The organism is Hymenobacter swuensis DY53, from assembly GCF_000576555.1.
Lineage (GTDB): Bacteria > Bacteroidota > Bacteroidia > Cytophagales > Hymenobacteraceae > Hymenobacter > Hymenobacter swuensis.
Genome location: NZ_CP007145.1, coordinates 4414378 through 4427774 on the forward strand (window position 1 = coordinate 4414378; position 13397 = coordinate 4427774).

Annotated in this window: 16 protein-coding genes; 8 read left to right on the top strand and 8 right to left on the bottom strand. The window is 58.6% G+C overall.

Annotation, left to right across the window (positions count from 1 at the left end; genetic code table 11):
• Positions 1-151 precede the first annotated feature (151 nt).
• The 5 genes from HSW_RS20260 to HSW_RS20280 all read left to right on the top strand — a co-directional run bounded on the left by HSW_RS20260 (position 152) and on the right by HSW_RS20280 (position 3462).
• Positions 152-910, top strand: coding sequence for a hypothetical protein (locus HSW_RS20260; protein WP_052346684.1), 759 nt, complete (start codon positions 152-154; stop codon positions 908-910).
• A 26-nt stretch (positions 911-936) separates the two neighbouring features.
• On the top strand, positions 937-1548 hold the full coding sequence (locus tag HSW_RS20265; protein ID WP_044003547.1) for a hypothetical protein: 612 nt from the start codon (positions 937-939) through the stop codon (positions 1546-1548).
• Positions 1549-1623: 75 nt separating this feature from the next.
• Complete coding sequence (locus tag HSW_RS20270) at positions 1624-1842, top strand: CsbD family protein (RefSeq protein WP_044003549.1); 219 nt, start codon at positions 1624-1626, stop codon at positions 1840-1842.
• A 136-nt stretch (positions 1843-1978) separates the two neighbouring features.
• A complete protein-coding gene (locus HSW_RS20275) occupies positions 1979-2551 on the top strand; it encodes a hypothetical protein (RefSeq protein ID WP_052346685.1) in 573 nt (190 codons plus the stop codon).
• Positions 2552-2631: 80 nt separating this feature from the next.
• Positions 2632-3462: a DUF1206 domain-containing protein gene (locus tag HSW_RS20280; protein ID WP_071883150.1), complete on the top strand. Its 831-nt coding sequence runs from the start codon at positions 2632-2634 to the stop codon at positions 3460-3462.
• Positions 3463-3555: 93 nt separating this feature from the next.
• Here HSW_RS20280 and HSW_RS20285 read toward each other — a convergent pair whose 3' ends face one another.
• Entirely contained in the window at positions 3556-4767 is a 1212-nt protein-coding gene (locus HSW_RS20285; protein ID WP_044003551.1) for an NAD(P)-dependent oxidoreductase, read from the bottom strand.
• Between the two features lie 302 nt (positions 4768-5069).
• On the opposite strand from HSW_RS20285, the gene gcvP reads away from it, so the two are divergent.
• Entirely contained in the window at positions 5070-7994 is a 2925-nt protein-coding gene (gcvP, locus tag HSW_RS20290) for an aminomethyl-transferring glycine dehydrogenase (RefSeq protein WP_044003553.1), read from the top strand.
• A gap of 104 nt (positions 7995-8098) precedes the next feature.
• Here the strand turns inward: gcvP and HSW_RS20295 are convergent, their stop codons facing one another.
• Positions 8099-8392: a lipoprotein gene (locus HSW_RS20295; RefSeq protein WP_044003555.1), complete on the bottom strand. Its 294-nt coding sequence runs from the start codon at positions 8390-8392 to the stop codon at positions 8099-8101.
• Positions 8393-8605: 213 nt separating this feature from the next.
• On the opposite strand from HSW_RS20295, the gene HSW_RS20300 reads away from it, so the two are divergent.
• Positions 8606-9223 carry a DUF4136 domain-containing protein gene (locus HSW_RS20300; RefSeq protein WP_044003556.1) on the top strand — a complete coding sequence of 206 codons (618 nt, stop codon included), beginning with the start codon at positions 8606-8608 and terminating at the stop codon, positions 9221-9223.
• 62 nt (positions 9224-9285) lie between these two features.
• Here HSW_RS20300 and HSW_RS20305 read toward each other — a convergent pair whose 3' ends face one another.
• The 3 genes from HSW_RS20305 to HSW_RS20315 all read right to left on the bottom strand — a co-directional run bounded on the left by HSW_RS20305 (position 9286) and on the right by HSW_RS20315 (position 11702).
• Positions 9286-9690 carry a DUF805 domain-containing protein gene (locus HSW_RS20305; protein WP_052346686.1) on the bottom strand — a complete coding sequence of 135 codons (405 nt, stop codon included), beginning with the start codon at positions 9688-9690 and terminating at the stop codon, positions 9286-9288.
• A gap of 173 nt (positions 9691-9863) precedes the next feature.
• Positions 9864-10757: a lipoyl synthase gene (gene lipA, locus HSW_RS20310; RefSeq protein WP_044005283.1), complete on the bottom strand. Its 894-nt coding sequence runs from the start codon at positions 10755-10757 to the stop codon at positions 9864-9866.
• 147 nt (positions 10758-10904) lie between these two features.
• Positions 10905-11702, bottom strand: a complete 798-nt coding sequence (locus HSW_RS20315) for a hypothetical protein (protein WP_044003557.1) — start codon at positions 11700-11702, stop codon at positions 10905-10907.
• Positions 11703-11820: 118 nt separating this feature from the next.
• On the opposite strand from HSW_RS20315, the gene HSW_RS20320 reads away from it, so the two are divergent.
• A complete protein-coding gene (locus HSW_RS20320; protein WP_044003558.1) occupies positions 11821-12228 on the top strand; it encodes an OsmC family protein in 408 nt (135 codons plus the stop codon).
• Positions 12229-12293: 65 nt separating this feature from the next.
• Here HSW_RS20320 and ytxJ read toward each other — a convergent pair whose 3' ends face one another.
• From ytxJ to HSW_RS20335, 3 genes are all read right to left on the bottom strand, one after another.
• The gene (gene ytxJ / locus HSW_RS20325; RefSeq protein WP_044003560.1) at positions 12294-12635 is read right to left on the bottom strand and encodes a bacillithiol system redox-active protein YtxJ; all 342 of its coding nucleotides are present in this window, start codon (positions 12633-12635) and stop codon (positions 12294-12296) included.
• 20 nt (positions 12636-12655) lie between these two features.
• On the bottom strand, positions 12656-12991 hold the full coding sequence (locus tag HSW_RS20330) for a hypothetical protein (RefSeq protein ID WP_044003562.1): 336 nt from the start codon (positions 12989-12991) through the stop codon (positions 12656-12658).
• Positions 12992-13078: 87 nt separating this feature from the next.
• Positions 13079-13393, bottom strand: a complete 315-nt coding sequence (locus HSW_RS20335) for a hypothetical protein (RefSeq protein ID WP_155833080.1) — start codon at positions 13391-13393, stop codon at positions 13079-13081.
• Positions 13394-13397: the final 4 nt, after the last annotated feature.

A 13397-nucleotide genomic window follows, 5' to 3' on the forward strand; every position in this document is an offset into this window, starting at 1 on the left:
CCTGATCAATTAAATATAAATAACTATCTAACAGATATTTACCTTCAAAAAACCATAAGCAATTAGTCTGAGTAGCGTAAGAGTTGGTTAGGGTTCAACCAATGAACAGGCAACATTCGGGGCATACTCCTCACCCCTGTTTCTGTTCATTATGTCACGTCTGTTTTTACTCCTGATAGTATTGCTGCTGAGCGTTGGGGCACACGCGCAGGATTTGCTCACCAAAACCAGCGGCGAAGAGCTGCAGGTGAAGGTGCTCGAAATTACGCCCACCGATGTACGCTATAAGCGCACCGATAACCCCGACGGCCCGATGATTACCATCCGCCGGTATGATGTGTTCATGATTCGTTACGCCAATGGGACCAAAGAACTGCTGGGAGCCAGCATGTTGTCGGCGCGGCCGGCAGCGGCTTCCACGGCAGCACCGGCGACCGTGCCGGCCACAGGCAGCCTGGTGCCGGGCGACGAGCCCCCGGCTTATGAGGACATTCACCTGAACGGCCCCCGCCTGGGCATTACAGTACTGGCGGGCGGCGTAGCCACCAAAGCTGACCGGGAACTGGGCGTTAATCCCTTCCTGACGCAATTTGGCTGGCAGTTTGAAACCCGCATTTTCCGGATGCCCAACGGCACCTCCGGGCTGCTGGAAATCGTGCCGCTCATCGGGGGCCTGGAGCAAGGTAAGTTCCTGCCCAGCCTGAACGCGCTGATTGGTATCCGGGGGCCGAAGGGACTGGAGTTTGGGCTAGGGCCGAACGTGTCGCCGGCCGGGGCGCACATTGCGCTGGCCGTGGGTACTGCCTTCCGCAGTAACGGCATTAATTTCCCAGTCAATTTTGCGGTAGTACCCGGCAACGGCGGGGCCCGGTTCAGTCTGCTGTTCGGCTTCAACTCCCGCACCCGGTAATTTCCCTGTCTTTCTTTCTTTGCTTTATGCGCTTTTTTCTACTGCTCTTCGGGGTTCTGCTCCTGACCCTGCGCGCCGCTGCTCAGGATGTAATTCTACAAATCAACGGCGAGGAGCGGACCGGCAAAGTACTGGCCATCACGCCCGAACTGGTCACGTACGTAACCCCCACGGCCGATACGCTCCGCCTGGCCGCCATCCAGGTGTTTCTGATTCGGTATGCCAATGGCACCAAGGAAGTATTGAACCATCCGGCAGCTACTCCGACAGCTGCTCCAGTACCCGGCCTGACCAAAGAGGCTGCCTACGCCCAGGGCCGGCGCGATGCCCGCACGCATTTCAGAGCACCGGGAGCTTTCTGGGGCACGTACGCCGCTACGGTGGGCACCATTGGCTACCTGGGAGTCGGGGGTGTGGCTACCGGTGTGGCCGTCTCTATGTCGGAACCCAAACCCAAAAACTTCATTGTGCCCGAGTCGAGCCTGCTGCAAAACCCCGATTACGTGGCGGGTTACCGGCGGCAAGCGCAAAAGAAGAAACTCGGCAATGCGGCCGGCGGCTTCGGGGCCGGTGTGGTTACCGTGGGAGCATTAGTAGTAGTATTATTCTTCATCACAGGCGGCTTTCATCACATATAGCTTTCACAAACCTTTGGCAACCTGCCCTAAGCTGCATCGTACAACAGGTACATTCTCATTCAAAACCCTACCCCCATGGACGCTAATAACAACGGCATCGATGACGCAACCGAGTTGCGCGCACGCGGCAACTGGAACGAAATCAAAGGTCAGACTAAACAGAAGTGGAGCAACCTAACCGATGACGACCTGCATTACGAAGAAGGTAAGCAGGACGAGTGGTACGGCCGTCTGCAGCAGAAAACCGGCGAAACTATCGATGATATCAAGCACTGGTTTCAGCGCACTTTCTAAGTCAAGGCACACAGTGCTTTTCTAACTAAAAAATAACCCGACACCTGCGTGGTGCCGGGTTATTTTTTGCCAGTACCCTATACAATTAATATTAATTATTCAATATTTTTTATAGCTTTAATGACTTCGGAGCAGTATGGTCACAGCAGTAGAGGAGTTGCGTACCCTGGGAAACACGGCCCTGCTCAGATTGCCTAAAACGGCTTTCTTCTGTTCCCGTGATTACCCGGGCAGTATTGAGCGGATAGTGTACCTGTGGGCAATGGAGCAGCGGCAGCTAGGCTATTGCGTGCTGTCGGGTTTTCACTCGCGGCTGGAGCAGGCCATCTTCCGGTTTTTGCGGCGGGGTATGCAGCAGCCTATTGTGTATGCGTTGGGACGTGGTATTCAACCTTCTATGCCGCTGGACTATGAACGAGACTTGCAGCTGGGCCGGCTGCTGTTCCTCACGCCTTTTGAGCCGGACGTAACCACTGTTACACAGGAAACGGCCAACATCCGCAACCTGCTCATCACCGATCTGGCCGACCGTTTCTTCGTGCCCTACATGCGCCCCGGCGGCAATGTGGAGCGGCTTCTGCACAGCGAAGCGGCCAGAGGCAAACCGTTACTTACCCTCAACCTGCCCGGCAACCAGGCCCTGCTGCAACCAGGAGTCCGGGTTTATCGGCCGCCGGGCCTACTGGGAGGCGGGCGCGTCAGCCTTTAAAGCGGAAGTTACGTATGGTACCTTACGTCTGGCACCGGGTGACCAATGGTCATTTCTTCCCGTCTTCTTTCCTCTCCTTTATGTCAACTGTCGATACGCTACGGGCCGCAGTGCCTACTTCTCCCTCTTCCGGTATCCGGGCGCTGGCCCGCTTTGGCTTTGCGGCCAAAGGTGCCGTTTACCTGCTGATGGGCATCCTGGCTTTGCTGGCGGCTACCGGCCAGCAAGGTGGCCAGACTACCGATAAAAAACAGGCCGTTCTTACGCTGCAAAGCCTGCCCGGCGGGCCCATGCTGCTGGGCCTTATAGCCTTCGGGCTGCTCGGCTACATTGTGTGGCGCTTCACGCAGGCAGTAGTAGATACCGAAAGCAAAGGCTCCGATGCCAAAGGCTTGGGCCGCCGCATCGGGTACGCGGGCAGTGGCCTGCTGTACGCCAGCCTAGCCTGGTATGCCGCCAAGCTGGCCATGAACGGCTCTGCTGACGCCGGTGGCAACACCCAGCAAACCCTCACGGCCCGCGTGCTGAACTGGCCGGGTGGCGAGTGGATCATCATTCTGGTAGGTGTAATCATTATTGGAAGCGGCTTGTATCAGATCTATAACGCCTACTCCGGCTCCTTCCACAAGCATGTCAACAGCTCCGACATTCCGGCGGGCCAGCAGAATACCGTGTACCGCATCGGTCAGCTCGGTTACACAGCCCGGGGCGTGGTAATGGCCATTATCGGTTACTTCTTCGTGCAGGCTGGCCGCCAGCACCGCGCTGCCGCCGTGGGCAGCACCGACGAAGCGTTTGACTTGCTGGCGTCTATGGGTCCGGTCGTGCTGGGCATTGTGGCGCTGGGTTTGATGGCCTACGGCCTCTACATGCTGGTGCAAGCCAAGTACCCGGTACTCAAGCGTATCTAAGCCTTCCAACTAACTGGCAATTATTAAAAAGCGGGTCCGTCTGAGTTTCACTCAGGCGGACCCGCTTTTTGGTGCAGCTTACAGCCGAAACTACTAGGCCACGTAGTCGGCTAAATACTGGTACCGCTCGGTGAGCTGGCCGTTGCGGGCAATGGTGGCGCGCTCCACTACCGCGTCGGTGCCTTCATGGATGAGGTGGGGCAGCACGTTGTCGAGGAGCTGGCGGCCGAAGTCCCGACTGGCATTGCGGGGCAGCTCGCAGGGCAGGTTGTCCACGGCCATAACGGTGATGTTGCCGGACGCGGAATAGGCGGGTTCCAACTCACCGGTGGCGGGGTTGTAGTCGAAGGCGGGCTCCTGGATGGTGCTGCTGCGCTTGGTGGTCGGAATGGAGCCGTCCACGTCGCAGGTCACGTCGGCGATGGTATCGATGCGGAAATGGGCGCGGCTGGTATCGGCTTCCTCGAACAAACGCGGCGCGGCCGGGTGCCAGTAGGCGCAGGCAATGAGCAGGTTGGTAACGGGCAGGAAGTTGCGGAACGTGCTTTCGTACTGCTCGGGGTGGCGGTGAAAATCGGGCGTATCCCAGACGCGGCCGTCGCGGCGGCGGTTGTAGTCGGAGCTGCGCAGCTGGGTGTATACCGGTTCGTTGAAATCGAGGTAGAGGTAATCGTAGACGCTCACGCGCCGGATGCCCATCAGATTCAGCACTTCCACCGCGCCCTGGGCCACGCGCCCCGAGCCCGTCACCACCATCTTGATGGGCGGCAGCTTCTTCACCTTGAAAAACTCCTCCTGCATGTCCTCCATGTCCACGCACTCATAGGCGGGCTTTAGCTCATACAGACCATGCTTGCGACCGTACGTCAGCAGGCCGTTGTAGGCGCCCACAATGCCGGCCCAGCGTCCGAAAGCCACAATTCGCTCCCCATTTTCGTTGGTGAGCATCTCGTAGTCAATCAGCGTGATGTTCTTGGCCAGCACCTGCCGCAGCAGCTCCCGGTTGGCGGGCTGCTTTTTCACGGTGTGCGAAAAGAACAGGTAGGTTTTGTTGGGAATGAGCTGCGCTGCGGGCACTTCTTTCACGCCCATCAGAATGTCACAATCGGCTATATCGGAGCGCACTTCAATGCCGGCGGCGCGGTACTCATCGTCGGAAAAGCATCGGATGGGGCTCTCCTGGGCTACAATTTGTAGGCCGGGGAAGCGAGCTTCGGCCTCGGTGCATTTTTTGGGGGTGAGCGGCACGCGCTTGTCGGGCGGGGTTTTGCCTTCGCGGATCAGGCCAATGGTAATCGGACGCATACGGGGTGGGAATGGGAAGTTCGGGGGCTAAATCTGCGGAAAATTGTTGATCTGTCATCCTGAGCTTGCAAAGGACCTTCTCACGCTAGAACGTTACAGCGCCGTTTTCCGCAGAGGTCCGCAGAAGAATGCGCAGTGGGCCGCAGAGTTGTTCAGAGGTGAAAAGGTCCTTCGCAAGCGCAGGATGACAGCTAAGGCCCAAACATTTGCCCACTTATAGGTTTATGGGTGAAGCCTTTTCACGCTACCTTTGTAGGGGCCCTGTTGGGGCCGCTTGCATTGCCACCCTCACCCTTCCCTTTATGTTGCTGAAGACCAAGCCCGCCGATGTGTTCGTGGACCGTCACAACGGCCCCGACGAAGCTGCCGTAGCCGAGATGCTGCGCGTTATCGGCGTGGAGTCGATTGACCAGCTCATCGACGAAACCGTGCCGGCCGCCATCCGCCTCAAGAAGCCGCTGAACCTGCCCGCTGCCCTCACGGAGCGGGCTTTTTTGGCGAAATTCAAAGGCATTGCCGGCAAAAATAAGCTGTTCAAAAACTACATCGGCCTGGGCTACCATGATACCCAGCTGCCGGCCGTGATTCAGCGCAACATTCTGGAAAACCCGGGCTGGTACACCGCCTACACGCCCTACCAGGCCGAAATTGCCCAGGGCCGTCTCGAAGCCCTCATCAATTATCAGACGATGATAATTGACCTCACGGGCCTGGAAATTGCCAACGCCTCCCTGCTCGACGAAGGAACCGCTGCCGCCGAAACGCTGCACATGTTCCACTCGCTGAGCAAGAAGAAAAACGCCACCCGCTACTTTGTGTCGGAGCAGGTGCTACCCCAGACCATCGACGTGCTGCGCACCCGCGCCACGCCCATCGGTATTGAGCTGGTAGTAGGCGACCACCGGACCGCCGACCTCACCGACGAATCCCTGTTCGGGGCCATCCTGCAGTACCCCGCTGCCGACGGCGCCGTGTACGACTACACCGACTTCATCTCGAAAGCCCACGACAACAACCTGTTCGTGACCGTGGCCGCCGATCTGCTGTCCCTGACGCTGCTCACGCCTCCCGGCGAAATGGGCGCCGACGCCGTGGTGGGCAACTCCCAGCGCTTCGGCGTGCCGATGGGCTACGGTGGCCCGCACGCCGGCTTCCTGGCCACCAAAGACGCCTTCAAGCGCGTGATTCCCGGCCGCATCATCGGCCAGAGCATCGACGCGGCCGGCAACAAGGCCTACCGTATGGCCCTACAGACCCGCGAGCAGCACATCCGCCGCGAAAAAGCCACCAGTAACATCTGCACCGCCCAAGTGCTGCTGAGCGTGCTGGCCGGCATGTACGCCGTGTACCACGGCCCGCAGCGCATCCGCCAGTTTGCCAGCAACATCCACGCCCTCACCCGCACCCTCGACACCGAGCTGCACGCCCTGGGTCTGGAGCAGGCCAACGAATTCTACTTCGACACCCTCGATATCCAGCTGGAAAGCAAGGAGTTGCAAACGGCCATCCGCCAAGAGGCTGAGTCGGCGGGCATCAACTTCCGCTATTTCGAGCAGGACGGCACGGCCCACGTGGGCATTTCGCTCAACCAGAACACCGAAATTGAGGATGTGCAGGATATCGTGGCCGTGTTCAGCAAAGTGCTGGGCCGCGACGTACGCCAAGTAGCCCAGGCCGACGAGGTGGAGGTAACCTGGACTGATAACCTGATCCGTAAGAGCGAGTACCTCACGCACCCCATCTTCAACTCGCACCACTCCGAGCACGAGATGCTGCGCTACATGAAGCAGCTCGAAAACAAGGATTTGAGCCTCGCGCACTCCATGATTTCGCTCGGTTCGTGCACCATGAAGCTCAACGCCACCGCCGAGATGATTCCGGTGACCTGGCCCGAAATCGGTGGCTTGCATCCCTTCGCCCCGCGCGAGCAGGCGGCCGGCTACACCGAAATCTTCCACGACTTGGAGAAGTGGCTCTGTGAGGTGACGGGCTTCGATGCCGTGAGCCTGCAGCCCAACTCGGGCGCCCAGGGCGAGTACGCCGGCCTGCTCGCCATCAAAGGCTACCACGATGCCCGCGGCGACCAGCACCGCAACGTGGCCCTGATTCCGGCTTCGGCCCACGGCACCAACCCCGCCTCGGCCGTCATGGCCGGCATGACGGTGGTGGTGGTGAAAAGCACCGAGGAAGGCAACATCGACGTGGCTGACCTCAAGGCCAAGGCCGAGCAGTACGCCGACAAGCTGAGCTGCCTGATGGTGACCTACCCGAGCACGCACGGCGTGTACGAGGAAACTATCATCGACATCTGCGCCACCATTCACCAGCACGGCGGCCGCGTGTACATGGACGGCGCCAACATGAACGCCCAGGTGGGCCTCACTTCGCCCGCCACCATCGGGGCCGACGTGTGCCACCTGAACCTACACAAAACGTTCTGCATTCCGCACGGCGGCGGCGGACCCGGCGTAGGCCCCATCGGTGTAGTAGCTGATCTGGCTCCCTACCTCTCCGGCCACGTGCTGGTAGATGCCGACGGCCGCACGGCCGGTGCCGTTACCTCCGCGCCCTGGGGTTCGGCCAGCATCCTGCCGATTTCCTACGCCTACATCAACATGATGGGCGGCGAAGGACTGACGCAGGCCACGCGCATCGCCATCCTGAATGCCAACTACATCAAGGCCCGTTTGGAGGAGCACTACCCCGTGCTCTACACCGGCTCGAACGGCCGCTGCGCCCACGAGATGATTCTGGAATGCCGCCACTTCAAAAAGGCCGGCATCGAGGTGGAAGACATTGCCAAGCGCCTGATGGACTACGGTTTTCACGCGCCCACAGTGAGCTTCCCGGTAGCTGGTACGCTGATGATTGAGCCCACCGAGTCGGAAAGCAAGGAGGAACTAGACCGCTTCATTGAGGCCATGATCAGCATCCGAAAGGAAATTGCAGAGGTAGAAGCTGGCCGCACCGATGCCAAGGAAAACGTGCTCAAGCATGCCCCGCACACCGCCGCTACCGTGCTAACCCACGAATGGACGCGCCCTTACACCCGTGAGGAAGCTGTATACCCCACCGAGTACGCCCGCGCCTACAAGTTCTGGCCTACCGTTTCCCGCATCGACTCAGCCTACGGCGACCGGAACCTGATCTGCTCCTGCACCCCCATCGAGCAGTACACCGACGCGGAAGAGAAGCTGGTAGAGACTGACAAAGGTCCGTCGTATTAGAGCTTAGGAGCGTAGAATACATGGAAGAGGCCCCGCCGGGTTACGGTGGGGCCTCTTTTTTCTGTTTGTTCGTTTCTAATCACTAGGCACCAACTCCTACCCCGCTATTTGCCGAAGCAGGTGCGGTACATATAGCCGTTCTGGGTTTTACCGTTGGCCGTTACGCGCACTTTCAGGAAGTACGCGTCCACGGTGTCCATCACCTGCACCTCGTTACCAGAACCGATAGTGGTCAGTTGGGGCGAATCCTTGGTCATGCCATCATACAGAATGCATTCCACCACAGTATTATGTGCTACCGGAGTAGTAGACGTACGATTGGAGCGGGATTCATCTTTGGAGGCACTGCAGGAAGCCAGCAAGGCTAGGCTGCCGAAGTAGAGTACGTATTTTTTCATATCAACCGAATGCGGGAAAATTTTCTCTGCAAAAGATAGAGATATTTCGAGATGAAAAGGAATTTGCCGAGGGCAATCCGCTGATAATTATTCGGTAAGCAGCATTCCGAACGGAACGACCGTATACGCTGTAGCGTTTACCAGACAGAGCCGCTTATTAGTGCTGCGGCACACGTTTCCGGCGCTCTTCAACCCACCGATTTCCTTTCTTATATGAACCGCATTTCCCATTTTTTAGCCCGGCCGCTGGCTCTTTCAGCCCTGGGCCTGAGCCTGCTGTTGGGTGTCAGCAGCTGTGCTACTACGGCGCGCGTAGGCGTCACCTCCGATTTTGACCATTCTGTAAACTTCCGTGCCTACAGAACCTGGGCGTGGTATCCGCAGCAACCTACCGATACGGAAGGCGGCCCGGCCAAAGGCTACGAGTCGTTTCTGGACAAGCGCATCCGCACGGCGGTAGAGCAGCAACTGGCGCAGAAAGGCCTGGCGATGGTAGAGAAAAACCCGGATGTATACGTAGCCTACAGTGCCCGTGTGGAGGATAAGCAGCGGGCTACCGGTGGGGCATATAGTCCCTATGGCTTCCCTTACTACGGGTATGGCTACGGTTACAGCAGCCTCTACAACCGAGGTTTTGTAACTGACTACAAAGCCGGCACCGTTATCCTTGACTTTGTGGATGCCAAGCGGAAGGAGCTGGCGTGGCGCGGCCAAGGCCAAGCCCAGGTAGATCAGCAGACGATTTCGGAGGCTGAAGTGCAGCGCATTGTCACGAGCATTCTAGGCAACTATCCGCCCCAGGATGGGCAACCTTCCCAGGCCAGCCGGTAAGAATAGGTACCGGTAGTATGAAAAGAATAGAAAGGGCAGTTGCGGTGACGCAACTGCCCTTTCTATATTTCAGCAGCTCCCATTGCTACATCAACAACTTCAGGCGGTGATACCCCAGGCCGGCGTTTGGGGTCGGGACCGAAGCGGTTAGCACCGGAAGTGCCATCAACCAGCGGAATACCTATTCCAAAGGCATTGCCCGCCCACGGTACTATCAGCAGCCACCACCACCAGCCCGATAAACCAGTGTCATGCAGTCGCTTCACCGTCTGCACAATCACCAGGGCACTGGCTACCAGTAGTAGCAGGTAACTCAGTAGTTCTGCCAGGTCAGGGTCGGCGGCGTGTTGCAACACCAGGTAGCATAGTGTGGCGTACGAACCAACTGCCATGGCATAGATACTGCCTACTCTACCCCAAAAGGCCCGCCGGCGCAACCGCCCCCGGAACAGGAAAAACTCTTTCACTTTCGACTTATACTAGTTGAGTAGAATATCCTTTGCTTTTGCAGCAGCTAAAAACCAGCTAGTGCCCGCTGCCAAAGCTACCCGTTTTCATATGTCTCATGCAAGAGGTATCGACGCATAAAAAAACCCGCTTCCGGACAGAAGCGGGGTAAGAACTGGAGGAAAGCGGAGGCTTAAATCGGTACGTTGACGTGGCGCTCGGCGTGGTAGCTGGACCGCACCAGCGGGCCGCTTTCCACATACTTCAGGCCCCGGCGTAAACCTTCTTCCTTGTAATGCGCGAAAAGGTCGGGATGAATAAACTCGGCTACTTCAATGTGGCGCTTGGTCGGCTGCAAGTACTGGCCCAGCGTCAGGATGTCGAGGCCATTAGCTACGAGGTCGTCCATGGCCTGGTACATTTCGTCCTGCTTTTCGCCCAGGCCCAGCATAATGCCCGATTTGGTACGTTTACCGGCTTCCTTGGTGCGCCGGATCTGCTCCAGGCTCCGGTCGTACTTGGCCTGGGGGCGCACGAGGCGGTAGAGGCTGCCCACGGTTTCCATGTTATGCGACACCACTTCCTGACCACCGGCAATCATAGTTTCCAAGGCGGCCCAGTTGGCCTTCACGTCCGGAATCAGGGTTTCGATGGTAGTGGCGGGGCTGAGCTGCTTGGTTTGCACCACGGTTTCGTACCACACGCTGGCACCCCGGTCTTTCAACTCGTCGCGGTTCACACTGGTAAGTACGGCGTGCTTCACGCCCATTAGCTGAATGGCTTCGGCCACGCGGCGGGGCTCGTCGAGGTCATACTCGTTGGGGCGGCCGGTAGCCACGGCGCAGAACGAGCAGGAACGCGTGCACACGTTGCCCAGAATCATGAACGTGGCCGTACCCGCGCCCCAGCACTCGCCCATATTCGGGCAGTTGCCGCTTTCGCAGATAGTATGCAGCTTATGTTCATCCACCAACCGGCGGACATTAGCGTAAGCGGGTCCCACTGGCAGCTTCACGCGCAACCAATCCGGTTTGCGCGGCTTGGCGGGGGCAGCCGCCTCGGGCTGAATGATGGGGAGAGTCAGCAACAGTTCATCCATGTTGCAAAGGTAAGGGGAATGAGTGGCGGAAAATTCCACTGGTAAGACAATTCCACCAGGCTGGGGGTTTCGGCGAGGCGGTAAAAGCATCGGCCCCGGCCCTCGCAGGGTCGGGGCCGATGCATCAGGCAGCCGTTAATTTCGACTACCGAGGTAGACTGTCAGGTACACAGAGGGTAAAAACCGGTCATTGAGTGATTCGTCTGACACGCCTGCTACCCGAATAATGGGTGGTGCTTTGGAGTAGGCTTCTATCAGGGCGCCCACTTCCACCCCCGCCACGGCGTCGCGGTAACGGCCATATTCGAAGCTTAGTGCGCCCCGGATGTGCGCCCCTATCAGGGCCTTGGTTTCACCCACACCCGAAAACAGCGGTGCCCGGTCCACAATAGCCCCTTCATTACGATGAATCATGGGGTCGTACTGCTCGTTGCGGATGTCCGTGGCCGGCGCAGTGGGGTTGGTGGTGCGGTCAGAGTAGTCGTAGCTGATGTAATACGGCATCACCAGACCAATGGAAGGCCCACCGCTCAGCAATCCGTTAACCTGCACCCCCGAATCGGGCGCTTTACGGAAAATAACCCGCTGAATACCTACCGAGGGGCGAAGAGCAAACATGTAGTTGCTCTTGCCATACACAATGGTGCCACCGTACTGGGTACCCACTTTCTGCTCCTTGGGGTGCTTTATCTCCACCGCTTCGATGCTCCAGAACCGCAACCAGTCCTGGTTGAGCAGACGCGTGGACCGCACGGAGGCCCCGCCAATCAGGCCGCCTCGGGTGTTAAAGTTGATGCCATACGTAAACTCCTTGCGGTAGGATGGCTCATCGTTGCTGGAAGCCGAGGTTTGGGCTTGCTGAGCCTGGGCCGTAGTCCCGCCTCCCAACAAAGCCAGCAGCAGGCTGCTGCCGAAAACAAGCGAAGTACGCACGGGTTGCAGGGAAATAGGAAAGCGGTGGGAAGAATGCTGGCTCAGCAGCTTCCGGCCGCCAACCCTATCGAAAGTACGTAAATTTGCGTGCATACTTAGGTTCTAATTTCACCATACCATGAGCACAGCCACTGCCCGCTACGCCGGCCACCTGCGCACCGAAGCTACCCACGTAGCCTCGGGCAATACTATTCTCACCGATGCGCCCGTGGATAACCACGGCCGGGGTGAGGCCTTCTCCCCCACCGACCTCGTGAGTGCCGCGCTGGGCTCCTGCATGATGACCATTATGGGCATCGTGGCCGAGCGGCACGGCGTGGACCTGACGGGCGTCAGCTGGGACGTGACCAAGCACATGCTGGCCGACCCGCGCCGCATCGGGCAGCTTGACGTGACGTTTCGGCTGCCGGCCTCGCTCCCGGAAAAGGAGCGCACCATCCTCGAAAACGCCGCCCGTACCTGCCCGGTAGCCCTGAGCCTGAACCCGGAAATCCGCCAGGAAGTTCGGTTCGAGTACCAAGGGTGAAATTGTGAACGGTGAAGTTGTGAAAAGCTCAGCAGCTCACAACTTCACCGTTCACAATTTCGCCTTTACCCTACCAGCTCCTTCACCTCGCTGAGCTTGATGGCCATGTGCGAGGAGTCGAGGGTGCATTCGCCGTTCTGGATGAGCAGCAGTTGGGGTGACTCGTGGTGGACGCTGAACTTCTGGGCTATTTCCTGAGAAATGGGGCGGAAGCGTAGCAGATCGAGGTAGTAGATTTTAGCGTTGTCGAGGCCGGCACCGGCCCACTGCCGCTCTACCTTGCCCTTGGCTGCCGCGCTGATGGAGCAGGTGGTGCTGTGCTTGAAGATGATGACCGGCTGCTCAAACGATTCGCGGACGATGTCGGTGAGCTGCTCGGATTGGGTGAGGGGTTGCCAGGGGGTCATAAGGAGAATTCGCTGAAAAATTATTGCGCCCGGGTTACGTCGCGCTTCTTCCGCAGACGCAAATTGATGCGGGATGGTTCGCTTACGCGCGGCGTGCCGTCCCGGTCGAACTGGTAGCTGGCCTGCCCGGGCGGCGGGGCCAGCACTTCCTGCTTGCCCGCGCCCTGGTGCTTGAGTTCCTCCTTGGTCACGGTCAGGTGCGAGTCCTTGTACTTGGCGTTGAACTTGTCGGCGTCGCGTAGGGCCTTGCGGTTGGCCACGCGCTGCTGGGCCGGACTGGTAGATTCCAACTGGGCCCAGGCTGGCGTGCTGGCGAGGCCCAGCAGCAGAAACGTGTTGAACAGGAAGTAGCGCATACAGTAGCGTAGAACGGTGGGAGAAATGGCGACACGGGCGCAGCAGGTACCAGCTGCGGTAATGAGAGCGGGAAACGGCCGATTTGTTTAAAACGGCAGCGTAATCCCCAGGAATTTGCGCTGCCCTACTTTGCGCTTCAGGCGGCGACGCTCCATTTTGGGCTTCTTGAGCAGGCCCTGTTTATCGTAGCTGTTCTTCTGGGTTTTCACGGCCTCCTTCTCTACGTCCAGCACCCGGCCGTCAGCCGATTCGTTATCGGGATTCTTGGCCTTTTTCGACTTTGGCTGGGGAGGACCCTGGGGGTTCGGAATCCGGTAGCTGTGGCAGGCCGGCGCGGCCAGCAGCAACGCAGCAGCCAGCAGACCTACACTCAGGCGACGAAAAGGACCGGGTAATTTCATGATA